This window comes from Inquilinus sp. NPDC058860 (assembly GCF_042743185.1).
Classification (GTDB): Bacteria; Pseudomonadota; Alphaproteobacteria; order DSM-16000; family Inquilinaceae; genus Inquilinus.
This window is the reverse complement of record NZ_JBHYMS010000067.1, coordinates 1-23689: the sequence shown is the minus strand read 5'-3', so window position 1 is coordinate 23689 and position 23689 is coordinate 1. Positions and strand designations below refer to the sequence as shown.

General features: G+C 70.2%; 26 protein-coding genes and 1 tRNA gene. 15 read left to right on the top strand and 12 right to left on the bottom strand.

Going from position 1 to position 23689, the window contains the following annotated elements; genetic code table 11:
• Positions 1 to 17 precede the first annotated feature (17 nt).
• Both greA and ACFW16_RS31080 read left to right on the top strand, forming a co-directional pair.
• The gene (gene greA / locus ACFW16_RS31085) at positions 18 to 491 is read left to right on the top strand and encodes a transcription elongation factor GreA (protein ID WP_380312589.1); all 474 of its coding nucleotides are present in this window, start codon (positions 18 to 20) and stop codon (positions 489 to 491) included.
• Between the two features lie 157 nt (positions 492 to 648).
• Positions 649 to 1038, top strand: coding sequence for a hypothetical protein (locus ACFW16_RS31080; RefSeq protein ID WP_380312587.1), 390 nt, complete (start codon positions 649 to 651; stop codon positions 1036 to 1038).
• Positions 1039 to 1053: 15 nt separating this feature from the next.
• Here the strand turns inward: ACFW16_RS31080 and ACFW16_RS31075 are convergent, their stop codons facing one another.
• Positions 1054 to 1965 (bottom strand): methyltransferase domain-containing protein, encoded by a 912-nt coding sequence (locus tag ACFW16_RS31075; protein WP_380312586.1) that lies wholly within the window; start codon positions 1963 to 1965, stop codon positions 1054 to 1056.
• A 332-nt stretch (positions 1966 to 2297) separates the two neighbouring features.
• On the opposite strand from ACFW16_RS31075, the gene ACFW16_RS31070 reads away from it, so the two are divergent.
• Positions 2298 to 2381: transfer RNA gene (locus tag ACFW16_RS31070), tRNA-Tyr, on the top strand.
• A 97-nt stretch (positions 2382 to 2478) separates the two neighbouring features.
• Here the strand turns inward: ACFW16_RS31070 and arsK are convergent.
• The 3 genes from arsK to ACFW16_RS31055 all read right to left on the bottom strand — a co-directional run bounded on the left by arsK (position 2479) and on the right by ACFW16_RS31055 (position 5674).
• Entirely contained in the window at positions 2479 to 3795 is a 1317-nt protein-coding gene (gene arsK / locus ACFW16_RS31065; RefSeq protein WP_380312584.1) for an arsenite efflux MFS transporter ArsK, read from the bottom strand.
• Positions 3796 to 3812: 17 nt separating this feature from the next.
• Positions 3813 to 5192 (bottom strand): NAD(P)-binding domain-containing protein, encoded by a 1380-nt coding sequence (locus tag ACFW16_RS31060; protein ID WP_380312581.1) that lies wholly within the window; start codon positions 5190 to 5192, stop codon positions 3813 to 3815.
• A gap of 65 nt (positions 5193 to 5257) precedes the next feature.
• Positions 5258 to 5674, bottom strand: a complete 417-nt coding sequence (locus ACFW16_RS31055) for a PadR family transcriptional regulator (protein WP_380312579.1) — start codon at positions 5672 to 5674, stop codon at positions 5258 to 5260.
• A gap of 75 nt (positions 5675 to 5749) precedes the next feature.
• Here ACFW16_RS31055 and ACFW16_RS31050 point away from each other — a divergent pair, with 75 nt between their 5' ends.
• Positions 5750 to 6286 (top strand): arsinothricin resistance N-acetyltransferase ArsN1 family B, encoded by a 537-nt coding sequence (locus ACFW16_RS31050; protein ID WP_380312577.1) that lies wholly within the window; start codon positions 5750 to 5752, stop codon positions 6284 to 6286.
• On the opposite strand, the gene arsB is transcribed toward ACFW16_RS31050, so the two are convergent.
• The 4 genes from arsB to ACFW16_RS31030 all read right to left on the bottom strand — a co-directional run bounded on the left by arsB (position 6287) and on the right by ACFW16_RS31030 (position 8702).
• The gene (gene arsB / locus ACFW16_RS31045; RefSeq protein WP_380312620.1) at positions 6287 to 7315 is read right to left on the bottom strand and encodes an ACR3 family arsenite efflux transporter; all 1029 of its coding nucleotides are present in this window, start codon (positions 7313 to 7315) and stop codon (positions 6287 to 6289) included. It lies immediately after the preceding gene.
• A gap of 82 nt (positions 7316 to 7397) precedes the next feature.
• Positions 7398 to 7820: an arsenate reductase (glutaredoxin) gene (arsC, locus tag ACFW16_RS31040; RefSeq protein WP_380312575.1), complete on the bottom strand. Its 423-nt coding sequence runs from the start codon at positions 7818 to 7820 to the stop codon at positions 7398 to 7400.
• Positions 7817 to 8332 carry an arsenate reductase ArsC gene (locus tag ACFW16_RS31035; RefSeq protein WP_380312573.1) on the bottom strand — a complete coding sequence of 172 codons (516 nt, stop codon included), beginning with the start codon at positions 8330 to 8332 and terminating at the stop codon, positions 7817 to 7819. Before ACFW16_RS31035 ends, arsC begins: the two co-directional genes overlap by 4 nt.
• A gap of 10 nt (positions 8333 to 8342) precedes the next feature.
• Positions 8343 to 8702 (bottom strand): ArsR/SmtB family transcription factor, encoded by a 360-nt coding sequence (locus tag ACFW16_RS31030; protein ID WP_380312571.1) that lies wholly within the window; start codon positions 8700 to 8702, stop codon positions 8343 to 8345.
• Between the two features lie 223 nt (positions 8703 to 8925).
• On the opposite strand from ACFW16_RS31030, the gene ACFW16_RS31025 reads away from it, so the two are divergent.
• The 7 genes from ACFW16_RS31025 to ACFW16_RS30995 all read left to right on the top strand — a co-directional run bounded on the left by ACFW16_RS31025 (position 8926) and on the right by ACFW16_RS30995 (position 16316).
• A complete protein-coding gene (locus tag ACFW16_RS31025) occupies positions 8926 to 10272 on the top strand; it encodes an extracellular solute-binding protein (protein WP_380312569.1) in 1347 nt (448 codons plus the stop codon).
• Positions 10273 to 10358: 86 nt separating this feature from the next.
• The gene (locus tag ACFW16_RS31020) at positions 10359 to 11243 is read left to right on the top strand and encodes an ABC transporter permease subunit (protein WP_380312567.1); all 885 of its coding nucleotides are present in this window, start codon (positions 10359 to 10361) and stop codon (positions 11241 to 11243) included.
• 12 nt (positions 11244 to 11255) lie between these two features.
• On the top strand, positions 11256 to 12143 hold the full coding sequence (gene ugpE, locus ACFW16_RS31015; RefSeq protein ID WP_380312566.1) for a sn-glycerol-3-phosphate ABC transporter permease UgpE: 888 nt from the start codon (positions 11256 to 11258) through the stop codon (positions 12141 to 12143).
• Between the two features lie 11 nt (positions 12144 to 12154).
• Positions 12155 to 13273 carry a sn-glycerol-3-phosphate ABC transporter ATP-binding protein UgpC gene (gene ugpC, locus ACFW16_RS31010; RefSeq protein ID WP_380312563.1) on the top strand — a complete coding sequence of 373 codons (1119 nt, stop codon included), beginning with the start codon at positions 12155 to 12157 and terminating at the stop codon, positions 13271 to 13273.
• Positions 13274 to 13288: 15 nt separating this feature from the next.
• Entirely contained in the window at positions 13289 to 14206 is a 918-nt protein-coding gene (locus ACFW16_RS31005) for a sugar phosphate isomerase/epimerase family protein (protein ID WP_380312561.1), read from the top strand.
• A gap of 3 nt (positions 14207 to 14209) precedes the next feature.
• The gene (locus tag ACFW16_RS31000) at positions 14210 to 15253 is read left to right on the top strand and encodes an endonuclease/exonuclease/phosphatase family protein (protein WP_380312558.1); all 1044 of its coding nucleotides are present in this window, start codon (positions 14210 to 14212) and stop codon (positions 15251 to 15253) included.
• A gap of 208 nt (positions 15254 to 15461) precedes the next feature.
• Positions 15462 to 16316 carry a sulfite oxidase heme-binding subunit YedZ gene (locus ACFW16_RS30995; protein WP_380312557.1) on the top strand — a complete coding sequence of 285 codons (855 nt, stop codon included), beginning with the start codon at positions 15462 to 15464 and terminating at the stop codon, positions 16314 to 16316.
• Here the strand turns inward: ACFW16_RS30995 and ACFW16_RS30990 are convergent.
• Positions 16308 to 17687: an MFS transporter gene (locus ACFW16_RS30990; protein ID WP_380312556.1), complete on the bottom strand. Its 1380-nt coding sequence runs from the start codon at positions 17685 to 17687 to the stop codon at positions 16308 to 16310. The genes ACFW16_RS30995 and ACFW16_RS30990 overlap by 9 nt on opposite strands.
• Before the next feature lie 150 nt (positions 17688 to 17837).
• On the opposite strand from ACFW16_RS30990, the gene ACFW16_RS30985 reads away from it, so the two are divergent.
• From ACFW16_RS30985 to ACFW16_RS30975, 3 genes are all read left to right on the top strand, one after another.
• Positions 17838 to 18380 carry a histidine phosphatase family protein gene (locus ACFW16_RS30985; protein WP_380312554.1) on the top strand — a complete coding sequence of 181 codons (543 nt, stop codon included), beginning with the start codon at positions 17838 to 17840 and terminating at the stop codon, positions 18378 to 18380.
• On the top strand, positions 18377 to 18841 hold the full coding sequence (locus tag ACFW16_RS30980; RefSeq protein WP_380312551.1) for a GNAT family N-acetyltransferase: 465 nt from the start codon (positions 18377 to 18379) through the stop codon (positions 18839 to 18841). The genes ACFW16_RS30985 and ACFW16_RS30980 overlap by 4 nt, the downstream gene beginning before the upstream one ends.
• 64 nt (positions 18842 to 18905) lie before the next feature.
• The gene (locus ACFW16_RS30975; RefSeq protein ID WP_380312549.1) at positions 18906 to 19628 is read left to right on the top strand and encodes a DUF1868 domain-containing protein; all 723 of its coding nucleotides are present in this window, start codon (positions 18906 to 18908) and stop codon (positions 19626 to 19628) included.
• Positions 19629 to 19713: 85 nt separating this feature from the next.
• Here the strand turns inward: ACFW16_RS30975 and ACFW16_RS30970 are convergent, their stop codons facing one another.
• From ACFW16_RS30970 to hemH, 3 genes are all read right to left on the bottom strand, one after another.
• Complete coding sequence (locus ACFW16_RS30970) at positions 19714 to 21168, bottom strand: catalase (protein ID WP_380312547.1); 1455 nt, start codon at positions 21166 to 21168, stop codon at positions 19714 to 19716.
• Positions 21169 to 21247: 79 nt separating this feature from the next.
• Complete coding sequence (locus ACFW16_RS30965; RefSeq protein WP_380312545.1) at positions 21248 to 21430, bottom strand: hypothetical protein; 183 nt, start codon at positions 21428 to 21430, stop codon at positions 21248 to 21250.
• Positions 21430 to 22428, bottom strand: coding sequence for a ferrochelatase (gene hemH, locus ACFW16_RS30960; RefSeq protein WP_380312543.1), 999 nt, complete (start codon positions 22426 to 22428; stop codon positions 21430 to 21432). The genes ACFW16_RS30965 and hemH overlap by 1 nt, the downstream gene beginning before the upstream one ends.
• A gap of 240 nt (positions 22429 to 22668) precedes the next feature.
• Here hemH and ACFW16_RS30955 point away from each other — a divergent pair.
• A partial coding sequence (locus ACFW16_RS30955) for a LysR substrate-binding domain-containing protein (protein WP_380312541.1) occupies positions 22669 to 23689 on the top strand: 1021 nt, incomplete at its 3' end.

Genomic DNA, 23689 nt, shown 5'->3' with positions numbered 1-23689 from the left:
TTTGGGACTGGAGCGCGATGGAAAAGGTGCCGATGACCGCGGGGGGATACAACCGCCTGCAGGAAGAGTTGAAGCATCTGAAGAGCGTGGCGCGGCCCGAGGTGATCAAGGCGATCGCGGAGGCGCGTGAGCATGGTGACCTGTCCGAAAACGCGGAATACCACGCGGCGCGCGAGCGCCAGAGCTTCATCGAAGGCCGGGTGATGGAACTCGAGGACCGGATCAGCCGGGCCGAGATCATCGACACCTCCAAGCTGTCGGGCGACACCGTCAAGTTCGGCGCCACCGTGACGCTGGCGGATGAGGACACCGAGGAAGAGATCACCTACCAGATCGTCGGCCAGGACGAATCCGACATCAAGGAAGGCCGCCTGTCGATCACAGCACCCTTGGCGCGTTCGCTGATCGGCAAGGCCGAGGGCGACCAGGTCGAGGTCACCACCCCCGGCGGCTCCAAGAGCTACGAGATCGTCACGGTCCAGTTCGTCTGACCGGCCGGTCCTTTCGTCGTTCGACGGCCCCGCTTCGGCGGGGCCGTTTCGTTTCCAGGCGGCGGCAGATCGCCGCGTCCCCTGTCCTCGCGGCATCGCAGAACCAACGTCACCTTCGATCTCTGCCAGCGACTCCGAGGATTCCGGGGAGGCCGCCATGCGAGAGAGAAGGCATCACATCGACCGCGACCGGCCGACCTGGGACTGGTTCCCGTCGGCCTTCTACAAGATCCTCATCGGCTGCCTGGCCTGGTTCCTGGTGGCCGCGATCGGCTTCGGCATCCACGGCTATCTCGGCCTCGCGCTCGCCGTCGCCGCCGTGTTCTCGACCATAGTCGGCCTGCTCGGCTTCGGCGCGCAGCGGATCTCCCGCCACGATTCGCAGGGGGAGAGGCTGTCGCCGTGGCATTTCCTGCGCGGGCGGTTCCGCAGCCACACCGAGACGACCGCGTCCCGCGCCGCCCTCGTCATGGCGCTGCTGCCGATCGCCTCGGTCGCTATCGGCCTGACCCTGTTCGCGATCATCTGGGTGTCCCTCGGCGGCTGAGCCGGCCTTGCGCGCCTATCGCCTGCCCTTCAGCAGTGCCGAAACGCTGCGCACCGGCGCCGTCATCCGCCAGGACGCGCTGGCCCGGATCTTTCCCAGTTCCTTCTCCAACCGCCGGCGCGCTTCGGACAGGTCCGCGAGTTCGGCCTCCCGCGCACCGAGCCGGGCCGCCAGGGCCGCAATCTTCTCCCGCAGAGCCGAATTCTCCGCGCGCTGCTCTGCGATCCCGCCCTCGGCTTCGCGCGTCGCCGCCTCTGCTTGCGCGAGCCGCGCGGCCAGATCTGCCGCGGCCAGCATGTCGAAGGTCGCCGCCCGTTCCTTCTCGATCTCCGGGCCGGTCCGACGGGCGCCGTCATGGATGTTCATGGCGTGGCCGCGGTCGGCGATGCGCCCACGCCGGGCCAAGGGACGAGCCGAGGGTTTGCGAAACACCGCCACGAAATCCGCCCAACCTTCGTCGCGTGGCGCCGCGACGAAGGATTCGACCAGCTCGACGGCTTTGCCGCGACGGGCCGCCCAGGCCACCAGAGCCACTCCGGCATCAGGATAGAAGCGCCAGCAATCGACCGGATAGCGGTGGAAGGCATGGTTGCTCGGCGCATTGACATACAGCAGCCCGCCGGGCCGCAGCAGGCGGATCAGGTCCAGGAACGTCTCCCAGAAGCACACATCGTGCTCGAAGGCGGAACTGGTCACGGCGACATCGACAGATTCATCGGCGAGCGGAAACGGCTCGCCCGGGGTGACGACCAGATCGACCCCGTTCGCGGGCGCCATGTCCATGCCGACATATCGGGCGCCGGCCGGGCAATGGTCCCGCAGCGATCCGTTGACGTTCTGGCTGCCGAGCTCGACGACGTCCGAAAAAGCCGGATCCCAATACAGCTCGAAAAACAACCGGCCATGCTCATAGGCAGTATCGTGCATTGGGCGCTCCCGTTCGGCGTCCGACCGTTGTTTCGCTCAGACCTGGGCCAAGAGCAATCCCGTGCCGCGTTTTCCGGTAACGTCGCTCGGTAGCAGGTGGGTGCCGGCATTCCCACCGGACGGGTCCTGTGCTATACGGCGCGCATGACCCACGCTCTGCGATATCCATGCGAATCGTCCACCTTCTGATCGGAAGGGTGGCAGAGCGGTCGTGCGTCGGTTTTCCAAGCCGTAGTTGAAGTCAGCCCCAGCGGGAGTTCGCTGCTCGTCCTTGTTCGCGACGGGCGCTGCCGCAGGCCCGACTCCCCGACGTTCCGCCAGCCTTCCGCGGCCCACGGGCTCGCCTATCGGTGAAGGCAAGGCGCTGTAAACGCCCCGCTCGCGCTGTGGTGGTTCGACTCCGCCCCCGTGGACCATACCTCCCGGATCCGTCTGACGGATCCGACCGGACGGGACCGATGGCGAATTCCGGCGCGGCGGCACCGATCAGGGACGTCGCGCCATCCCTTGTCGTCATCGGCGGTGCAGGCAGGCCGTAAGGGCGGCGCGCCGAAACCCTGACGCGCCGTTCGACCCGGCCGTCTGCACCGCATCACCTGCAGCAGCTGGAGGTACGCGGTTGCTCAGCCGCCGGATCTCCAGGAAGGCGAGCCCGCCGAGGCCGCCGAGGCCGGCCGTCAGCCAGAGGGCCGGGGCTGGTCCCAGCCGCTCCAGCATGGCGGCGAACAGGAAGGGCGCCAGGGCGGAGGCAACGTGCACGACGCTGGAGATCCAACCGAGCCGCTCGGCATAGCCCGACCGCCCGAACAGCGCGAGCGGCACCGTGCCGCGCACGATGCTGTTCAGCCCGGACCCCAGCCCGAACAGGATCGCGAAGCCGATCGCCGCCGCCAGGGCGGGTGCGCCGAGCAGCAGCAACCCGAGCGCCAGAGGTGGCAGGCCGGCGGCGACGATCGCGAGGCCGGCCGGGCTGGCGCGGCGGCCGGCCGTCATGGTCAGGAACCGGCTCAGCACCTGGGCCGGGCCGAACAGGCTGCCGACCAGCAGGCTGCCGGCGCCGAGGCCGAGCGCTCCGAGCAGCGGGACCATGTGCACCAGCACGGCCGAGGAGACGAAGCCGGCGAGCGAGAAGCCGATCGTGGTCAGCACCAGGAGGGCGCGGTGGTCCCGATGCCGCCCTCCCCCGTCCTCGGAGACCGCGGCGGCGGCCGGATGCGCCGCCGGGACGGCCGTCCTGGCCAGGCTTCGCAGCCAGAGATGGATCGGCAGGCACAGGAGCAGATGCAGCGCGGCGAAGACGAGATAGACCTCGCGCCAGGTCAGGTGGTCCTGCAGCGCGGCGGTGGCCGGCCAGAACAGGGTCGAGGCGAAGCCGGCGATCAGGGTCAGGTGAGTGATGCTGCGCTGGGCACCGAAGCCGACGACCTGGACCAGGGCCGGGAAGGCCACCTCGTAGAGGACGAAGGACGCGGCCAGCTGGATCGCGACCAGCCCCAGGACGAGGGTCAGCGGCCCGGGAGCCATGGCGCAGCCGACGAGCGCGGCCGCCGCGGCGACCGAGCCCAGGGCCATGATCCGGCCGGCGCCGTGCCGGTCGACCCAGCGGCCGCAGCGCGGGCCGATCAGCGCCCCGGCCAGGAGCGCCGCCGAGAAGGCGCCGTAGACGGCATCCTGCGACCAGCCGATGTCGGCGGCCATCCCGGCGGCGAGGATGCTGAAGCTGTAATACAGCGTGCCGTAGCCGATGATCTGGGTCAGCCCGAGCCCGGCGACGACCCCGAGGAGCCACCACCCGGAGACCGGACCGGCCGCACCGGTCGCTTCAGCCATGATCTTTTCCCCGTCGCTCAGCAGCAGGCCGATGCAGTGGCGGGAGCGGCCTGCGCGGCGGGACCGCAGCAGGTCGCCGCCTCCGCCTGCCGCCGGCCGGGGCCATTGCAGACGCCGGTCTCCGGCAGCACCAGCTCGACCCGCCGTGCCGCCTCGTGATCGCCGGCGAGATGGGCCGCGACGGATCGGGCCTGCTCGTAGCCGGTGGCCAGCAGGAAGGTCGGGGCCCGGCCATAGGCCTTCATGCCGATGATGAACAGGCCGGGCTCCGGCTGCGCCAACTCGGCCGCGCCATGCGGGCGGACGGTGCCGCAGCTGTGCTCGTTGGGATCGATCAGCGGCGCCAGCGCCCGCGGGCAGTCGAGCGCGGGGTCGAGGTCGACCCGCAGCTCGCCGAGGATCGACAGGTCCGGCCGCAGGCCGGTCGCCACCACCATCTCATCGGCCGCGATGGCGTGCACGGCGCCATCCCGGTCGCCGAGGACGCGCAGGCCGCCGTCGGGCGTCGTCTCGATCGCGTCCACCGCGAAAGGCGCGACGATCTCATAGGCACCGGTCTCCGCCAGCGCCCGCAGCCGCAGGCCGAGGGCGCCGCGGCGCGGCAGTTGGTCGGCCTCGCCGCCGCCGAACAGCTTCGCCCGGTCGGTGTTGCGGAAGGCCCAGACGATGCTTGTGCCCGGCACCTGCCGGGTCAGATCGGCCAGGTCGAGCAGCGTGCCGGTGGCGGAATGGCCGCTGCCGAGGACGAGGACGCGGCGCCCGGCATAACGATCACGCTCTCGGCCGAGCACGTCGGGCATGCCGTAGCGGATGCGCGTTGCCGCGGCGCGCTCGCCGATCGCCGGCAGGCCGCCGGCGCCGGCCGGGTTCGGCGAGGACCAGGTGCCCGAGGCGTCGATCACCGCCCGCGCGAAAATCCGGCCCTCCTGCCCGCTGCCATCGACGTACCGGACCTCGAAGGGCCGATCGCCCCGCCCGGCGGTGCGGATCTTGCCATGGCCGGCGCGGGTGATGCCGGTGACACGGGTCTCGAGACGCAGACGGCCAACGATCTCCGGCGTCGCCGCCAGCGGGTCGAGATAGCGTTCGGCCAGATCGAGGCCCGTCGGATAGCCGGCCTCGTCCGGGTGCGTCCAGCCCTGCCGCTGCAGCAGCGCCACCGCCGTCCGGTCGGTGCTGTAGCCCCAGGGCGAGAACATCGGCACATGGCCCCAGTCACGCACCGCGGTGCCGACCTGTGCGCCGGCCTCCAGGATCACCGGTTCGAGGCCGTGGCCGAGCAGATGGACCGCGGCGGCCAGGCCGACCGGGCCGGCACCGATGATCGCGACCGGCAGCCCCGGGGACGAGGCGGTTTCGAGCATCATCCGGTCGGACGAGTCCAGCGGGCGGTTCATGTCGCGTCTCCTCACTGTCCATGCTCTAGGCATTGATGGTCGATGTATTCAGATAAAAAGAGAGGCTAGCTGCAGCAACCGCCGCTGCCCTCCCGGGCGATCACGCTTTCGGTCTCGGTCAGCGCCCGGGTGACCTCCAGCCAGGCCTCCACGCCCACCTTGAAGGCCTCGCGGCCCTTGCCGGTCAGGGTGTAGGTCTTGCGCGGGCGGCCGGAGACGACGCTGCTCTCGACCGTGACGTAGCCGCCCTCCTCGAATTCGCGCAGCACGGGATAGATCGTGCCTTCGGTGGGGGAGCAGCAGCCATTGGTCGTCAGCTCCACCGCGCGGGCGATGTCGTAGCCATGCATCGGCCGGTCGTGCAGCACGCGCAGGATGAAGAACTTGGACAGGCTCATCTTGATCGTGCCGGCCCAGTAGGAGCGGCTGGTGTAGTCGACCGCGGGACGGACGACGGCGGAGAGTCTGCGGGCTTCGGCCATGGCTTGATCCTCATACCTTGAAGGTCGATGAGTCAATGGGTAATGTATCCAAATCTCAGCCGGCCGGGACACCCGATGATCCGCCTCGCCACGCCGGAGGACGCCCCTGCCCTCCAGGCCATCTACGCCCCGATCGTCGCCGGCACGGCGATCTCCTTCGAGCTGACGCCGCCCACGGTGGCGGAGATGGCCGACCGCATCCGCCGCACGATCCCGGCCTATCCCTGGCTGGTGCTGGAGCGGGATCGCCGGACCCTAGGCTATGCCTATGCCGGCCCGCACCGGGCGCGGCCGGCCTATCGCTGGTCGGTCGATGTCAGCGCCTATGTCGCCGAGGCCGGGCGGCGGCAGGGCACCGGCCGCGCGCTGTACGAGCGGCTGTTCGTGCTGCTGCAGCGGCAGGGATACCATGCCGCCTTTGCCGGCATCGCCCTGCCGAACCCGGCCAGCGTCGCCCTGCATGAGGCGGTCGGGTTCGTGCCGCTCGGCGTGTACCGCGACGTCGGCTTCAAGCACGGCGCCTGGCACAATGTCGGCTGGTGGCAGCGCCCGATCGGCGACCGCCCCAGCCAACCGGCCGAGCCGCGGCCGGTGACCGAGGTGCTGGACTGATCAGACCGCCCGGCGCTCGTACCAGCCGCGCGAGGCCTTCACCAGGCGCACGACCGACAGCATGACCGGCACCTCGACCAGCACGCCGACCACGGTGGCCAGCGCCGCGCCGGAGCCGAGGCCGAACAGGCTGATCGCCGCGGCCACCGCCAGCTCGAAGAAGTTCGAGGCGCCGATCAACGCCGCTGGTGCCGCCACGCACCAGGCGACGCCGAGGCGGCGGCTGAGCCAGTAGGCGATGCCGGCGTTGAGATAGACCTGGATCAGGATCGGCACGGCCAGCAGCAGGATCACGACCGGCTGGGTCAGGATGCGTTCGCCCTGGAAGCCGAACAGCAGCACCAGCGTCGTCAGCAGGGCGGTCAGCGACAGCGGCTGCAGCACGGCCAGGGTCCGCCGCAGCGCCGGCTCGCCGCCGGCGGCCAGGAGGGACCGGCGCCACAGCTGCGCCGCCACCACCGGCACGACGATGTACAGCACCACCGACAGCAGCAGCGTGTCCCAGGGCACGCTGATCGAGGCGACGCCGAGCAGCAGCCCGACCAGCGGCGCGAAGGCGAAGACCATGATCAGGTCGTTCAGCGCGACCTGGCTCAGGGTGAAATGCGGCTCGCCTTCGCACAGGTTGGACCAGACGAAGACCATGGCGGTGCAGGGCGCCGCGGCCAGCAGGATCAGCCCGGCGATGTAGGACGGGATCTGGTCCTGCGCCAGCCAGGGCGCGAACAGATGGCCGATGAACAGGCCGCCCAGCAGCGCCATCGAGAACGGCTTGACGCCCCAGTTGACGAACAGGGTGACCCCGACGCCGCGCCAATGCGCCTTCACCTCGCCCAGCGCGGCGAAGTCGATCTTCAGCAGCATCGGCACGATCATCGCCCAGATCAGCACCGCCACCGGCAGGTTGACCTTGGCGACCTCGGCCGAGGCCACCATGGCGAAGAAGCCCGGCACGAGCGAACCGAGGCCGATGCCGACGACGATGCAGAGCAGCACCCATAGGCTGAGGTACCGCTCGAACACCCCCATGGCGGGGGCGGCGGCCGGCATGCCTTCGGCCGCGGCGGCGCTGGTCTCGGCGTTCATGACAGGTCCAATCGGTCGGGGTGGGTCAGGCGCGCTTGCCGGAGGAGTCGACGACGAGCTCGCCGTCCTCCTTGCGGAACTCGCCCCGCTGCGGCGCCGGCAGGATGTCGAGCACCGCCTCGGACGGGCGGGCGAGCGTCACGCCCCGCTCGGTGACGACGATCGGCCGGTTGATCAGGATCGGATGCGCCGTCATGGCGTCGAGCAGCTGGTCGTCGGTGAGATCCGGATCGTCGAGGCCGAGCTCGTGATAGGGCGTGCCCTTCTCGCGCAGCACCGCCCGCACCGGGACGCCCATGCGCCGGATCAGATCGGCCAGCTCGGCCCGGCCCGGCGGCGTCTTCAGGTATTCGACGACCGTCGGCTCGATGCCGGCATTGCGGATCAGGCCGAGGACGTTGCGGGACGTGCCGCAGGCCGGGTTGTGGTAGATCGTGACCGCGCTCATGGCGATGCCGGTTCCCTCTTGGTCTGGCCGATCTCGCGCAGGCGCTGCCCGAGCGAGATGCGGTCGAGCGACCGCAGCGGCAGGCTGGTGAAGATCGAGATGCGGTTGAACAGCAGGCGGTAGGTCTCGGCGAAGGCCAGGCCGATCTCGGACTCCTTGCCCTCGACCGCGGCCGGATCGGGGACGCCCCAATGGGCGGTCATCGGCTGGCCGGGCCAGATCGGGCAGACCTCGCTTGCAGCGTTGTCGCAGACGGTGAACACGAAATCGAGCCGCGGGGCGTTCGGCCCGCTGAACTCCTCCCAGCCCTTGGAGCGCAGGCCGCCGATATCGTGGTGGCTGTGCTGAAGCAGCGCGAGGGTTCGCGGATGAACTCTGCCCTTCGGCTGGCTGCCGGCCGAAAATGCCCGGAACCGGCCCTGGCCGACCCGGTTCAGGATCGCCTCGGCAATGATCGATCGGGCCGAGTTGCCGGTGCAGAGGAACAGTACGTTGAAGACCGGATCGGTCATGCCAGCCTCCTTAGGCAGACGGCGCCGGCGCGCAGCCACAGCTCGCCTGCTCGATGGCGACCATCAGCGGCGCGCAGATCTCCGGCCGGCCGTTGCAGCAATCCTGGACCAGGAAGGACAGCAGCGCCCGCACGCCGTCGAGATCGGCGGAATAGAGGATCGACCGGCCGTCCCGCCGCGACCGGATCAGGCCGGCGCGGCTGAGGATGCCGAGATGGGTCGACAGCGTGGTGCTGGGCACGCCGACCCGTTCCGCCACGGTCCCGGCCGGCACCCCATCGGGCCCGGCCTGGACCAGCAGGCGGAAGACGGCGAGCCGGGTCGACTGGGCCAGGGCGCCGAGCCCTTCGATCGCTGCGATCTCATTCATATTTCCATAATTGCAGAAATATGGAATTGGCACAAGCCCGCAATGGCACGGACCTATCGCATTTTCGTCTAATCTCTTGCAGTTGTTGCCGGAATCCACAGGCCGGGCGAGCAAATGTCATCCAGGCGATACGGTTGTTAAACCGAACCGTCATCTTCCGCTTGTAGGGAACGATCCCGTCGCCGCCGTCGCGGACGTGCAGGGCGGCCAAGGGGAGACAGACATGACCGTCGTGACCAAGCTGTCGGCGGCCGCCTTCGCGCTGGCCGCCGCCGCGGTGTTTGCGCAGCCGGCCCAGGCGGCCGAGCGCACCAAGTTCGAGTTCTGGTACGGGCTGACCGGCGACCTGGAGCAGCGGGTGCAGGACACCTGCAAGCGCTTCAACGACAGCCAGGCCGATTTCGAGGCCGTCTGCGTCGGCCAGGGCGGCTACCCGAACGCGGTGCAGAACGCCATCGCCGCCTACCGCGCCCAGAAGCAGCCGACCGTGGTGCAGGTGTTCGACGCCGGCACGCTGGACCTGATGCTGTCCGGCGCCTATGTCCCGGCCCGCAAGCTGATGGCCAACAACGGCTACGACATCAAGTGGGACGACTATTTCCCCGGCATCGCGAACTACTACGCGACGTCGAAGGGCGAGCTGATGTCGTTCCCCTACAATTCCTCGACGGCGCTGTTCTACTGGAACAAGGACGCCTTCGCCAAGATCGGCCGCGACAAGGGCCCGGAGACCTGGGAGGAGGTCGAGCAGATCTCCCGCCAGCTGAAGGCCGCCGGCTACGACTGCCCGCTGGCCTTCAACTTCGACCCCTGGCCGACGCTGGAGCAGTTCTCGGCGATCCACAACCAGCCGATCGCCAGCAAGAGCAACGGCTATGACGGGCTCGATGCCGAGCTGGTCTTCAACAAGACCAAGTTCGTCGACCACGTCGCCTTCATCAAGAAGATGTACGACGAAGGCCTGTTCGTGCTGAAGACCAAGGAAGGCGGGCAGGACGTCGTCCCGGCCTTCGCCTCCGGCACCTGCCAGATGACCCAGTCCTCGGTCGCCGACCACGGCACTATCGGCAAGCTGGCCGCGCCCGACATGCATTGGGATGTGGTCAAGCTGCCGGTCTGGGCCGGCACCGAGCGCAAGAACTCGCTGGTCGGCGGCGCTTCGCTGTGGGTCCTCGCTGGCAAGTCCGAGACCGAATACAAGGGCGCCGCGGCGTTCCTGAACTTCCTGGCCCAGCCGTCCTCGGCCGAGTGGTGGTCGACCGTCACCGGCTACATCCCGGTGACCAATTCCGGCTTCCAGGCGATGAAGGCCGCCGGCTTCTACGACAAGGCACCCTACAAGGGCCGCGAGCTGGCGATCGAGAGCCTGACCTACACCCCGACCACCCCGATCTCGCGCGGCATCCGCCTCGGCGGCTACATCCAGATCCGCAAGGAGGTCCAGGACGCCCTGCAGGCGATCATCGCCGGCAAGGTGTCGGTGCAGGACGGCCTCGACCAGGCGGTGGAGCGCGGCAACGTGATCCTGCGCCGCTTCGAGAAGACCTACGCCGGCAAGCAGCTGCTCTAACCGGCGCAGCCCCCTCACCCTCCCGGCCCACGGGAGGGTGAGGGGTGCAGGTCCCCGCCCCTTCCCTACCAGCCGCCTCGGACCCGATGGAAAAACGCGCCTTCTTCAAGAACCGGACGCTGGCCTGGCTCCTGATCACGCCGCAGCTGCTGCTGGTGTTCCTGTTCTTCTACTGGCCGGCCGGCGAGGCGCTGTACTGGGCCTTCACGCTGGAGCAGCCCTGGGGCGGCGGCAATGAATGGGTCGGGCTGGAGAATTTCCGGGCGCTCCTGGGCGACAGCGCCTATTGGGGCTCGGTCGGCGTCAGCTTCGCCTATGCCGTCCTGGCCACCGGCATCGCCATGGCCGGCGCCCTGGTGCTGGCGCTGTTCGTCGACCGCCAGCTGCGCGGCTTCCAGGCCTACCGCTCGATCTTCGTCTGGCCCTACGCCATCGCGGCGCCCGCCGCCGCCATCGCCTTCCGCTTCATCTTCGCCCCCGAGAGCGGGATGATCGGCGCGATCAACGCGCTGTGGCCCGGCCTGTGGAACCCGGTGCTGAACGGCACCCAGGCCCTGATCATGGTCGTGCTGTGCCACGCCTGGATCTGGATCGGCTACAACTTCATCTTCTTCCTGGCGGCGCTGCAGTCGATCCCGAAGAGCCTGATCGAGGCCAGCGCCATGGACGGGTCGGGCGCCCTGCGCCGGATGCGCGACATCCAGCTGCCGCTGATCGCGCCGACCCTGTTCTTCCTGATGGTGATCAACCTCACCGGCAGCTTCACCGACAGCTTCGGCATCGTCGACATCATGACCGAGGGCGGCCCGGCCCGCGGCACCGAGGTCATGGTCTACAAGATCTATTTCGACGGCTTCAAAGGCCTCGACTACTCCGGCGCCGCTGCCCAGAGCATCGTCTTGATGCTGCTGGTCATGGTCCTCACCTTCGTCCAGTTCCGCTGGGTCGAACGCCGAATCCACTACAGCTGAGGGAGGACGGCGATGATCGAACGCACCCCGATCCTGAACGCGCTGACGCATCTGATCCTGATCGCCGGGCTGGTCCTCGTGCTGCTGCCCTTCGCCATCGTGCTGGCGGCCGCGACCAAGGACATCCAGGGCGTCAACCAGGTGCCGATGAGCCTGATCCCCGGCGGCCACCTGATCGACAACCTCGCCGCCGCCTGGGACCAGGCGGAGTTCGGCCCGAAGCTGCTGAACAGCCTGATCGTCGCGATCGGCGTCACCGCCGGCAAGATCGTGCTGGCGGCGCTGACGGCCTTCTCGATCGTGTTCTTCCGCTACCGCGCGCGGATGCTGGTGTTCTGGCTGATCTTCACCACGCTGATGCTGCCGCTCGAGGTCCGCATCGTGCCGACCTATTCGATCGCGGCCAACGCGCTGTCGCCGTTCCAGAGCATCCTCGCCGCCATCGGGCTGCAGGTCGACCTGCAGTGGAACCTGCTGAACTCCTACACCGGCCTGATCCTGCCGCTGATCGCGACCGCCACCGGCACCTTCCTGTACCGCCAGTTCTTCCTGACCGTGCCGGACGAGCTCCTGGAGGCGTCGAAGATGGACGGCGCCGGCGCCATGCGCTTCTTCGCCGAGATCCTGATGCCGCTGTCGCGCACCAACATGCTGGCGCTGGCCGCGATCCTCTTCGTCTACAGCTGGAACCAGTACCTCTGGCCGCTGCTGGTCACCACCGACCAGTCCTTCAGCACCGCGGTGGTCGAGCTGAAGCGCCTGATCCCGACCAACCAGGGCGGCCTGCCGGAATGGAACATCGCCATGGCCGGCACCCTGATCGTGATGATCCCCCCGCTGCTGGTCGTCGCGCTGATGCAGCGCTGGTTCGTGCGCGGCCTGATCGCCACCGACAAGTGAAGGAGAAAGCCATGGCCCATATCGCCATCCGCGGCGTGCGCAAGAGCTACGGCAAGACGCCGGTGGTGCACGGCGTCGACCTGGACCTGCCGTCGGGCACCTTCGCCGTGATCCTCGGCCCGTCGGGCTGCGGCAAGTCGACCCTGCTGCGCATGATCGCCGGACTGGAGGAGATCACCGCCGGCGAAATCGCGATCGGCGGCCGGGTGGTGAACCAGCTGGAGCCGCGCGAGCGCGGCTGCGCCATGGTGTTCCAGAACTATGCCCTGTACCCGCATATGAGCGTGGCCCAGAACATGGGTTATGCGCTGAAGGTGGCGGGCATGCCGAAGGCCGAGCGCATGGCCAAGGTGCGGGAGGTGGCGAAGCTGGTCGGGCTCGAGGACTTCCTCGACCGCAAGCCGGCCGCCCTGTCCGGCGGCCAGCGCCAGCGCGTCGCCATGGGCCGCGCCATCATCCGCGAGCCGGAGGTGTTCCTGTTCGACGAGCCGCTGTCCAACCTGGACGCCAAGCTGCGGGTGCAGATGCGGGTCGAGATCCGCCGCCTGCACCGGCGCCTGGGCGCCACCTCGGTCTTCGTCACCCACGACCAGGTCGAGGCGATGACCCTGGCCGACGTGCTGATCGTGATGAACAAGGGCGTGGTCGAGCAGATCGGCCGCCCGGCCGAGATCTACAACCACCCGCGCACCCGCTATGTCGCCAGCTTCATCGGCTCGCCGGCGATGAACTTCATCGAGGGCCGCATCTTCGCCCCCGGCCAGTTCGGCTTCGACGAGACCAAGTCGGTCGCGATCGACCCGGCCTTCGGCGGCCGCTTCGTCGAGCGCTCCACCACGCTGGGCATCCGGCCCGAGCTGGTGGAGATCGTGCCGACCGACCATCCCGGCGCGCTTGTCGCCACCGTCGATTTCATCGAGGAGCTGGGCGCCGGCCGGGTGATCCACACCGACATCGACGGCCTGTCCTTCGCCGTCACCACCGGGGCCGAGGCCGACTACGTCCCCGGCCAGCCGCTGGGCCTTTACCTGCCGCCGTCGCAGCTGCATTTCTTCGACCCGCACACCGGGCTGCGGCTCGACGCCGACCTGCCGGCCGAGCATCGCTTCGCCGTCGCCACCGCCGCCTGAGATCGAGAGACCACCATGACCGAGATCATCACCGCCATCGGCTTCTCCACCGGCGTCAGCGGCAAGGGCGACCTGTCGCGCCTGGACGCCAGCCTGGGCCGCATCGCCGCGCTCGGCGCCGACGCCGCCGAGCTGTCGCTGTACGGCGAGGATCTGATCGCCGGCGGCCGCGTGCTGCCCGACCGGGTGCACAAGCTGGAGCAGATCGTCCGCCGCCACGATCTGCGCTACACCGTGCACGGCCAGATCGTCTCCAACTTCATGGACGAGCAGAACCTGCCGCTGCAGAAGGCGGTGGTACGGGCGATGCTGGAGCTGTGCGACCAGGTCGGCGCCGGCGTGCTGGTGCATCATTGCGGCAAGGCGGCGATGACCGACCAGGCCGGCCGCGACCGGCTGGATGCGATCGAGCGCGAGGCCCTGGCCGAGTTGGCCGAGGTCGCCCGCGGCTACGGCGTCAAGCTGGCCTTCGAGAACATCTTCGCCATGGACGACAGCGAGTACCGCCAGACCCCGGCCGAGGTCGCCGACACGGTGCGGGCATTGAACCACCCGAACCTGTGCACGCTGATCGACTTCAGCCACGCCTATATCGAGAGCACCCGCCGCGGCCTGGACTGGCGCGCCCAGATCCGCAGCATGGCCTCGGCCACCGGCCATCTGCATGTGCATGACAGCTTCGGCCGGCCCTACACGATGACCAGGTTCTACGAGCCGTCCGAGGCGGTGGCGCTGGGCATCGGCGACCTGCACCTGCCGCTGGGCTGGGGCGACATCGCCTGGGAGGAGATCTTCGGCGAGCTGCGCTTCCAGCCCGACACGGTGATGATCCTGGAGCTGAACGCCGACCGCTACGATGCCGAGCTGGCCGACAGCCTGGCCCGCGCCCGGCGCCTGGCCGACCTGGTCAACCAGCGCGCGCTCGCGGCCTGATTGATGCGGGAGATCATCACGCGGCGGGCCGGCGTGCTGCCGGCCCCCGACCCGATCCTGCTGGCCGACGCCGCCCTGGCGCCGGACGACGCGCATGACCGATTCGCCGCCCAGGTGCCGGCGCTCCACGCGGTCGAGCACCGGCCGGCTCCGCCCCATTCAAACTCAGGGGAGCGGCCGGCCGGGGCGCAGCTGCGCGTCGCCGCCTGGAACGCCGAGCGGCTGAAGTACCACGCTCCCTCCGCCGCCCTCCTGCGCGGCACGGATGTGGTGCTGCTGACCGAGGCCGATATCGGCATGGCCCGGTCCGGCAACCGGCACACGGTGCGCGACCTGGCCGAGGCGCTGGGCATGGGCTGGGCCTATGGCGTGGAGTTCGTCGAGCTCGGCCTCGGCGACGCCCGCGAATGCGAGTGGCACGCCGACGAGGACAACCGCGTCGGGCTGCACGGCAACGCCATCCTCAGCCGCCATCCGCTGCTGGACCCGGTGATCATCCCGCTCGACCCCGGCGGCACCTGGTTCGCCGGCCGCAGCGGCAACCAGCGCCGGCTGGGCGGGCGCATGGCGGTCGCCGCCCGGCTCGACGCGCCGCGGCCGCTGTGGCTGGTCTCGGCCCATTTCGAGAGCCACAGCGACGCCGCCGACCGTGCCCGCCAGGGCGAGCGGCTGGCCGCGGCGATCGACCGGCTGGTGCCGGCCGGCGCCGGGGTGGTGCTGGGCGGCGACGTCAACACCAAGGAGGCGTCGGGATCCCTGGAGGCGCCGGAAGAGCCGCTGTTCGCCGTGCTGCGCGACGCCGGCTTCGACTGGCGCCGCTGCAACGCGCCCGGCCCGACCCAGCGCACCCGCCCCGACGGCACGCCGGTGCCGCCCTTCGCCAGGCTGGACTGGCTGTTCACCCGGCATGTCGAGGCCGAGGCGCCGGAGACCATCCCGGCGGTCGACGCCGCCGGCGCCGCGATCTCCGACCACGACGTGGTGGCGGCGACGGTGCTGACGGACGTGGCGGCGGAGCGAGTGGTCACGGCCGAGGTGGAAGCCTGAGGCGTAGGTTGGGTTCGCCGTCGGCGAACCCAACATGGGGTGCCCACTGCGGGGTGTTGGGTTCGCATGCGCGAACCCAACCTACGCGCTCCATCTCTCCCCAAATGACTCCGTTGTCATGAAACGTCCCGGCCATTCCCTCCGTATAGAGGGATGGCCGCGCTATTCTCTCCGTGGCCGCGACCCGACCGCGTCCACCGAGGATCTGATGCGTTCGCCCTTCACCGACCGTGCCGGCCGCTTCTCCTGGCTGAAATCCGTGGTCTTCGTGCTGCTGCTCCTGCCCGGCCTCTGGTATGGCGGGCGCCTCGCGGCCGGCGACCTGGGTGCCGACCCGGTGCAGACCTTCCAGCGCAATATCGGGCTGTGGGTGCTGTACCTGCTGGTCATCGGCCTGGCGATCACGCCGCTGAAGCGGGCGCTGCGCTGGCCGCAGCTGATCCAGGTGCGGCGCATGATCGGCGTCGCCGCCGCCACCTATGTCCTGATCCACCTGACCGGCTACACCGCCACCCAGCATTTCGACCTGAGCTTCGTGGCGTCGGAGATCGTCAAGCGCCTGTACCTCACCATCGGCTTCCTGGCGCTCTTGGGGCTGATGCCGCTCTTGGCCACCTCGACCGACGCCATGATCAAGCGGCTGGGCGGCAAGACCTGGCAGCGGCTGCACCAGCTGGTCTATCCGGTCGTGGTGCTGGGGCTGGTGCATGGGGTGATGCAGTCCAAGGTCGACGTCGCCATCCCGACCATGCTGGCCGGCTTCACCATCTGGCTGCTGGCCTGGCGCGTGCTGGACAGCCGCTTCGGCCGCGGCGACGGGCTGCCGCTGTGGTCGCTGGCCGTGCTGTCGGTGGTCACCGCCCTGGTCACGGCCGGCGGCGAGGCGGCGATGTACGGCCTGTTCACCGGAATCGACCCGATGCGGGTGCTGCGCGCCGACCTGAGCTTCGCCTTCGGCCCGCGCCCGGCCTGGATCGTGCTGGGCGCCGGCCTGGCCATCACCCTGCTGGCGGCGCTGCGCCGGCTGCAGAAGAGCAAAGCCCGCCGCCCCGCCTTAGCCTGACGGCTTCCGGACCCAGATCACCGCGGCCAGCAGGGCGAAGATCAGCACCCCGCCGCTGAGCCCCATCGCCAGCCGCATGCCTTCGACCGACATGCCGCCGCCGCCGACCGCGCCGAGCACGGCGACACCGAGGGCGCCGCCGGTCTGGCGCAGCGAGTTGAGCACGCCCGACGCGATGCCGGAGCGGGCGCGGTCGACCGTCGCCAGCAGCGCCGCGGTCATCGGCGGCACGGTCAGCGCCGTGCCGCAGCCGATCAGCAGCAGCGTCCACCAGAGGCCGCCGTAGTCGGTCGCCGGGTTGAGCGCCAGTGCCAGCGCGCCGAAGCCGGCGACGGCGACGCACAGCCCCGACACCATCGGCAGCCGCGCCCCGTGGCGCGCTGCGATCCGGCCGGCGAAGACGTTGATGACGGCGATCAGCCCGGTCATCGGCACGAAGGCGAGGCCGGTGAGCAAGGGCGACAGGCCGAGCGGCCCCTGGAAATAGAGGCTGAGCAGGAAGGTCGAGCCGTAATAGCCGGCGTTGAGCAGGAAGCCGATCAGCGAGATCGCCGAGAACACCGGGTGGCGGAACAGGCCGAGCGGCATCATCGGTGCCGCGCTGCGGGATTCGACCAGCAGGAAGCCGATGCCGGCCAGCAGGAACAGGCCCATCCCGCCCAGCACCGCCGGATGGGTCCAGCCCAGCGGCTCGCCCTCGATGATCGACCCGGTCAGCGCCACCAGCGCGACGATGGCCAGCACCTGGCCCGGCAGGTCGAGGGCGCGGTTGTGCCGGCCCTCGGTCTCGGTGGTGAAGCGCAGGGTCAGCCACAGGCCGACCGCGCCGATCGGCAGGTTGATCAGGAAGATGCTGCGCCAGCCGAGCAGCGCGACCAGCACGCCGCCGACCACCGGCCCGGCCACCATCGCCATGCCGCCGGCCCCGGCCCAGATGCCGATCGCCCGCATCCGTTCGCCCGGATCGTGATAGGCATGGGCGACCAGGGCCAGCGAGCACGGCATCAGCAGCGCCCCGCCCAGCCCCTGGGCGACGCGGGCGGCGATCAGCACCGTGCCGTTCGGCGCCAGGCCGCAGGCCAGCGAGGCCAAAGTGAACAGGGCGAAGCCGGCCAGGTACAGTCGCCGCGCCCCGAAGCGGTCGCCCAGTGCGCCGCCGGTCAGGAGCAGGCTGGCGAAGGCCAAAGTGTAGCCGTTGACCACCCATTGCAGCGCGGCGACGCCGCCCTGCATCAGGCCCTGGATCTGGTCGAGCGCGACATTGACGACGGTGACGTCGACCTGGACCACGACGACGCCGAGGCTCAGCGCGGCGAGTCGGGCGGCGCGCCGCGCGGGGGCGACGCGGTCGGGACAGGCATCGAAGGGCATGGGGCCTCGCCGGGCGGCGGAAAGCGTTCGGTTTCCGTTCCCCTAGCACGAGTCGCGCCGGCCCGAAGCCGCCATCGGCGCATCGCTGTCCCGCGAGCCGGTCAATCCGGCGGCGGGCTAGACTGGACGGACACAGCGGAAGGGACGATCGTGACCGCAGAGCTCTACCTGATCCGCCACTGCCGGGCCGCCGGCCAGGAGCCGGAGGCGCCGTTGACGGCGGAGGGCCACGACCAGGCGCTGCGGCTGCGCGACCGGCTGGCCGGGCTGCCGATCGCGCGCATCGTCTCCAGCCCCTTCCTGCGGGCACGGGACAGCGCCGCCCCGCTGGCGAAGCGGCTGGGGCTGGCGGTCCGGATCGACGCCCGGCTGGCGGAGCGGGTGCTGGCGGCGGAGCCGGCCGAGGACTGGCGGGACCGGCTGCGCCGCTCCTTCGCCGACCCGGCCCTGGCCTGGCCCGGCGGCGAATCCGGGGCCGCGGCGACCCGGCGCGGCCTCGCGGCGCTGGCCGACGCCGCGGCCGGCGCCGAGGGGCCGGTGGCGGTCGTCAGCCACGGCAACCTGCTGGCCCTGCTGCTGCACAGCTTCGACAACCGCGACGGCTTCTCCGCCTGGGCGGCGTTGAGCAACCCGGATGTGTTCCACATCGACCTCGCCGGCATCGTCCGGCGCTGCTGGAAGGACGACGAATGACCCTGATCATCGCCCCGGAAACGCCGGATCAGGCCGAGGTGCATGGGCTCCTGGAGCAGGCCGATCGACGCTCGACCGGGCTGTACCCCGCGGAGAGCCGGCATGGACTGAGTGTCGCCGCGCTGCTGGCCCAGCGGGTGCGCTTCCTGGTGGCCCGGCAGGACGGGCGGGCGGTCGGCTGCGGCGGCTATGCACCCGAGGGCGACGGCACTGCCGAGCTGAAACGGATCTTCGTCGCCGCCGAGGCCCGCGGCCTCGGCATCGGCCGCGCCCTGCTGCAGGCGCTCGAGGCAGACGCGGCCCGCGCCGGCATCCGGCTGCTGCGGCTGGAGACCGGGGTGAAGTCGGCCGAGGCGCTCGGCCTCTACCGCCGTTTCGGCTATCGCGAGACCGGTCCCTTCGGCGCCTACGGCCCCGACCCGCTGAGCGTGTTCATGGAGAAGGCGCTGCCGGGCGGATGACCCCGTCATCATCCTGTCGCGATCCGGCTGCTACGCCCGTCCGGACCGATCGACGGAGACAGCCTTGGACCATATCGATTTCGCCTCGCGCCTGACAGCGCCCGCGGAGGGCGCGCCGAACCCGACGCTGGGCTACAAATTCGCGCGCGACGGGTCGCCCCTGCCCTTCCGCGGCAACACCATCATCTGCCACATCCTGGAAACGGCGCCGGAGCTGCCGGCCCTGGCCGAGCTGGCGAACCGGCTGCGCGACCTGCCCTGGGGCGGCCGTTTCGCGTTCCTGCCGGCGTCCAGCTACCACATGACCGTGTTCGAGGGCGTGACCTATGCCGAGCGGTCGCCCGAGCGCTGGCCGGAGGGCGTCGCGCCCGACGCCCCGCTGGAGGACATCACCCGCCGCTTCATCGACCGGCTGCACGGCCTGTCCGTGCCGCAGCGCTTCGCCATGCGCCCGGTGGGGCTGGTGCCGATGGGCACCGGCGGCACCGTGGTCGGGCTGGAGCCGGCGGACGAGGACACCACCCGCCAGATCCGCGGCCTGCGCGAGGCTTTCGCCCTGATCCTGGGCCTGCGCAAACCGAACCACGAGTCCTACCGCTTCCACATCACGCTGAGCTACCTGCTGGAATGGCTGAGCCCGGCGGAGGCGGAGCGGCATCTGGCGGCGCATCAGCGCCTGGGGGAGGCCTTCATCGAGGCCCATCCGGTGCTGCAGCTCGGCCCGCCGGAATTCTGCGTGTTCGAGACCCTGCACCGCTTCCTGCCGGTGCTGCGCTTCCAGGGCTGAGGCAGGAAGAGACCCGCCATCCCGGAGGATGGCGGGCCAGTCCGGTCGGCGGCCCCACAGAGCAACAGCCGCCGCCCGTTCGGATTCAGGCGGCGGCGTCGATCGCGACGGTCAGGCCCAGGCGCTCGGCCACGCCGGCGCCATAGGCCGGGTCGGCTTTGGCGAAATGGGCGATCTGGCGGCGCTGGATCGTCTCGGGCACCGGGCGCATCGAGCCGGCGATGTTGTCCATCAGCCGGGCGCGGGCGCCGTCGTCCATCAGGCGGAACAGGTCGCCGGCCTGGCGGTAGTCGTCATTGCCGGCACGGTGGTCGTAGCGGTCGGCAGCGCCACGCAGGGGCAGCGCCGGCTCGGCCGCCGCCGGGTCCTGCTGCGGCCCGCCGAAGCTGTTCGGCTCGTAGTTCACGGCACCCTTGCCGTTGTCGTCGAAACGCATCGCCCCGTCGCGCTGGTAGTTGCTGGCGACGGCGGCATGCGGCCGGTTGACCGGCAGGAGGCCGTGATTGCCGCCGAGCCGGTAGCGATGCGCGTCGCCATAGGCGAACAGCCGGCCCTGCAGCATCTTGTCCGGGCTGAAGGAGATGCCGGGCACCACATTGGCCGGGCTGAAGGCCGACTGCTCGACCTCGGCGAAGTAGTTCTGCGGGTTGCGGTTCAGCACCAGCTCGCCGATCTCGATCAGCGGGTGGCCGGCATGCGGCCAGACCTTGGTCAGGTCGAACGGGTCGATCGGGAAGGCCTCGGCCTCCGCCTCGGTCATGATCTGCACCGAGACTTTCCAGGCCGGGAACTCGCCGTCCTCGATCGAAGCGAACAGGTCGCGGGTGGCGTGGTCGGGGTCGATGCCGGTCATCGCCTGCGCCTGCTCGCCGGTGAAGTTCTGGATCCCCTGCCTGGTCTTGAAGTGATACTTCACCCACACCCGCTCGCCGGCCGCGTTGATCCAGCTGAAGGTGTGGCTGGAGAAGCCGTCCATGTGGCGATAGCTGCGCGGCGTGCCGCGGTCGCTGAACAGGATGGTGAACTGGTGCAGCGTCTCCGGCGACAGCGAGGCGAAGTCCCACACCGCCGTCGGGTCCTTCAGGTTGGTCGCCGGGTTGCGCTTCTGGGTGTGGATGAAGTCCGGGAACTTCAGCGGGTCGCGGATGAAGAAGATCGGCGTGTTGTTGCCGACGATGTCGTAGTTGCCGTCCTCGGTGTACAGCTTCAAGGCGAAGCCGCGCGGGTCGCGCTCCGCATCGGCCGAGCCCTTCTCGCCGCCGACGGTGGAGAAGCGCAGGAAGACCTCGGTCTCCTTGCCGACTTCAGACAGGAACTTCGCCTGGGTCCACTTGCTGACGTCGGCGGTGACGCGGAAGGTGCCGTAGGCGCCCGCGCCCTTGGCGTGCACCACCCGCTCCGGGATCCGCTCGCGGTTGAAATGCGCCAGCTTCTCGATCAGGTGGAAGTCCTGGATCAGCACCGGGCCGCGCGGGCCGGCGGTCAGGGAGTTCTGGTTGTCCGGAACCGGGGCGCCGAAGGTCGTCGTCAGGGTGGTCATCGAGGGCTCCTGTCGGGGCGGGAAGTCCGCCATGGGAAGAGAGTTGCCGTTGCGCTTCGATCAGGGAAATCGATCGTTCTTATCGGCGCGATAAGTGAACGCCGCGTTCGACCAGGGGAAGCAGGTCGCGGCGATGGCGGTGCAGCCGCAGCAGCAGCTCCGCCGGCAGCTCGCCCTGCACCCCGACCCGGCCGTTCTCGAGGGTGAGGCTGGCGCCGTGGCGGGCGAGGTCGGCCAGCAGCGCGTTCAGAGATGGGCGCATCAGGCGGCCTTCTTCAGCGGCGTAGCGCCGAGAGCGTGCCGGACCTGCGCCGCCAGCCCGGCGACATAGGCAGGATGCACGCCGACGGTCGGGACGCGGATGAAGGGCGCGACGCCGGACGCCTCGGCCGCCGCGCGGTACTCGATGTCGAGCTCGACCAGCGTCTCGGAATGCTCGGAGACGAAGGCGATCGGCACCAGCACCAGGCCGACGCCGTCGCGCCCGGCCTGCCTCACCTCCTCCTCCGTGTCCGGCTTGAGCCATTGCTGCGGCGTCACCCGGCTCTGGAAGGCGATGCGCCAGTCGAGGCCGGGGATGCCGAGCGCCGCCACCACCGCCTCGGCCGACGCGCGGACGTGGTCGGGATAGGGATCGCCGGCCTGGACGATCGGCAGCGGCAGGCCGTGGGCGGTGAACAGCAGCCGGTACGGCCCGCCAGTGGCCGGCCAGGCGCGGCCGATCAGGTCGGCCTGGGCGGCAATGAAACCAGGATCGGTCGGCGCGGCGTCGAGGGTCCGGGTCGGCACCGCGAGTCCCGCCTCGCCGGCGGCGCGCGCCCAGTCGGTCAGGGCGGATCGGGTGGTGGTGGTCGAGTATTGCGGATAGAGCGGCAGCAGCACCACCTCGTCCGGCCGCCAGGCGCGGACCGCCGCCGCCGTCTCGGCCGCGAAGGGGTGCCAGTAGCGCATCGCCACAAAGGGCCGGACCTCGCCGAGATCGGCCAGCCGCTCGGCCACCGCCCAGCCCTGGGTCCAGGTCTGGCCCAGGATCGGCGAGGCGCCGCCGAGCTGGCGGTAGATCCCGGTCGCGACCGGGGTGCGGCGCCAGGCGATCAGCCGCGCCACGGCAGTCCGCAGCGGACCCGGCAGGCGGATGATCTCGGGGTCGGAGAAGAAGTTGCGCAGGAACGGCCCCACCGCCTCGAGCCGGTCCGGGCCGCCGATCTGCAGCAGCACCAGGGCGATGCGGCGAGGGACGGAGATGGCGGCTGGCGGCATGGCGGGCTCCTGTGGCTGACCGGAGCCTCGCTGACCGCTTCGATAAGATCCAATCGATGAATACTATCTAGAAGATAGATCTTGCTTATCGTATGATTTCTTCAGTTCCCCATTGTCATCGCCGGGCTTGACCCGGCGATCCAGGGGCCACCAAGAGCGGCTCTGGCCGCCCTGGATGCCCGGGTCAAGCCCGGGCATGACAAAAAGGGGAAGGCCGTTCCCCAACCCTATCGTGCCGCCATGACCCTCTCCGGCCTGTCCCTCCGCGATCTCGAATATCTCGTCGCCGTGGCCGAGCTGCGCCATTTCGGCCAGGCGGCGGAGCGCTGCGGCGTCAGCCAGCCGGCGCTGAGCATGCAGATCCGCAAGCTGGAGGAGACGCTGGGCCTGACGCTGTTCGAACGCGGCCCGAAGACGGTGCTGGTGACGGCCAAGGGCGAGGTCATCCTGGCGCAGGCCCGCCGCGTGCTCTTGGAGGCGCGGCGGCTGATGGCGCTGGCACAGGAGCTGGACGCGCCGCTGTCCGGCCCGCTGACGGTGGGCGCGATCGAGACGCTGGGCCCCTACCTGTTCCCGCACATGCTGCGGCCGCTGCGCCGGGCCTTCCCGAAGCTGGAGCTGGTGCTGCACGAGGGCCGCACCTACCAACTGGTCGAAGCGCTGCGGCACGGCGCGCTGGACCTGGTGTTCCTGTCGCTGCCGGTGGCCGACCCGCAGATCGCGACGGCGCCGCTGTTCTTCGAGCCCTTCGTGCTGGCCCAGCCGGCCGACCGGCCGGTGGCGGCGGACGGCGCCGCCCGCATCGCCGAGCTGCCGCGCGACGGCCTGCTGCTGCTGGAGGACGGGCACTGCCTGCGCGACCAGGCACTGGACGTCTGCGGCACGCCGGGCCTCGGCGGCAAGCGCCACAGCACCAGCCTGGAGACGCTGCGCCAGATGATCGCGGCCGGCGCCGGCTACAGCCTGTTCCCGCGGCTGGCGACCCTGGGCGAGGCCAGCGTCGGCGGCCTGGTCAGCTATGCCGGCTTCGACGGGCCGCCGCCCGGCCGCATGGTCGGCCTGGCCTGGCGCCAGAGCGACCCGCGGGCGGAGCAGTTCGAGTCGCTGCGCCGGATCCTGCTGGACCACCCGCCGCCCGGCACCCGGGTCACGGCCGAGGCCGTCAAGACTGAGGGTTCGGATCGTCGAAGCCGACACCGGGCGCCGGCAGAAAATCCCTCCGTCCCCCCCCCCCACGGGGGTGGGGGCTTGGGGGTGGGGC

Coding starts and splice junctions, on each gene's coding strand:
- greA (WP_380312589.1), top strand. CDS start 18: ATGGAAAAGGTGCCGATGACCGCGGGGGGATACAACCGCCTGCAGGAA.
- ACFW16_RS31080 (WP_380312587.1), top strand. CDS start 649: ATGCGAGAGAGAAGGCATCACATCGACCGCGACCGGCCGACCTGGGAC.
- ACFW16_RS31075 (WP_380312586.1), bottom strand. CDS start 1,965: ATGCACGATACTGCCTATGAGCATGGCCGGTTGTTTTTCGAGCTGTAT.
- arsK (WP_380312584.1), bottom strand. CDS start 3,795: ATGGCTGAAGCGACCGGTGCGGCCGGTCCGGTCTCCGGGTGGTGGCTC.
- ACFW16_RS31060 (WP_380312581.1), bottom strand. CDS start 5,192: ATGAACCGCCCGCTGGACTCGTCCGACCGGATGATGCTCGAAACCGCC.
- ACFW16_RS31055 (WP_380312579.1), bottom strand. CDS start 5,674: ATGGCCGAAGCCCGCAGACTCTCCGCCGTCGTCCGTCCCGCGGTCGAC.
- ACFW16_RS31050 (WP_380312577.1), top strand. CDS start 5,750: ATGATCCGCCTCGCCACGCCGGAGGACGCCCCTGCCCTCCAGGCCATC.
- arsB (WP_380312620.1), bottom strand. CDS start 7,315: ATGGGGGTGTTCGAGCGGTACCTCAGCCTATGGGTGCTGCTCTGCATC.
- arsC (WP_380312575.1), bottom strand. CDS start 7,820: ATGAGCGCGGTCACGATCTACCACAACCCGGCCTGCGGCACGTCCCGC.
- ACFW16_RS31035 (WP_380312573.1), bottom strand. CDS start 8,332: ATGACCGATCCGGTCTTCAACGTACTGTTCCTCTGCACCGGCAACTCG.
- ACFW16_RS31030 (WP_380312571.1), bottom strand. CDS start 8,702: ATGAATGAGATCGCAGCGATCGAAGGGCTCGGCGCCCTGGCCCAGTCG.
- ACFW16_RS31025 (WP_380312569.1), top strand. CDS start 8,926: ATGACCGTCGTGACCAAGCTGTCGGCGGCCGCCTTCGCGCTGGCCGCC.
- ACFW16_RS31020 (WP_380312567.1), top strand. CDS start 10,359: ATGGAAAAACGCGCCTTCTTCAAGAACCGGACGCTGGCCTGGCTCCTG.
- ugpE (WP_380312566.1), top strand. CDS start 11,256: ATGATCGAACGCACCCCGATCCTGAACGCGCTGACGCATCTGATCCTG.
- ugpC (WP_380312563.1), top strand. CDS start 12,155: ATGGCCCATATCGCCATCCGCGGCGTGCGCAAGAGCTACGGCAAGACG.
- ACFW16_RS31005 (WP_380312561.1), top strand. CDS start 13,289: ATGACCGAGATCATCACCGCCATCGGCTTCTCCACCGGCGTCAGCGGC.
- ACFW16_RS31000 (WP_380312558.1), top strand. CDS start 14,210: ATGCGGGAGATCATCACGCGGCGGGCCGGCGTGCTGCCGGCCCCCGAC.
- ACFW16_RS30995 (WP_380312557.1), top strand. CDS start 15,462: ATGCGTTCGCCCTTCACCGACCGTGCCGGCCGCTTCTCCTGGCTGAAA.
- ACFW16_RS30990 (WP_380312556.1), bottom strand. CDS start 17,687: ATGCCCTTCGATGCCTGTCCCGACCGCGTCGCCCCCGCGCGGCGCGCC.
- ACFW16_RS30980 (WP_380312551.1), top strand. CDS start 18,377: ATGACCCTGATCATCGCCCCGGAAACGCCGGATCAGGCCGAGGTGCAT.
- ACFW16_RS30970 (WP_380312547.1), bottom strand. CDS start 21,168: ATGACCACCCTGACGACGACCTTCGGCGCCCCGGTTCCGGACAACCAG.
- ACFW16_RS30965 (WP_380312545.1), bottom strand. CDS start 21,430: ATGCGCCCATCTCTGAACGCGCTGCTGGCCGACCTCGCCCGCCACGGC.
- hemH (WP_380312543.1), bottom strand. CDS start 22,428: ATGCCGCCAGCCGCCATCTCCGTCCCTCGCCGCATCGCCCTGGTGCTG.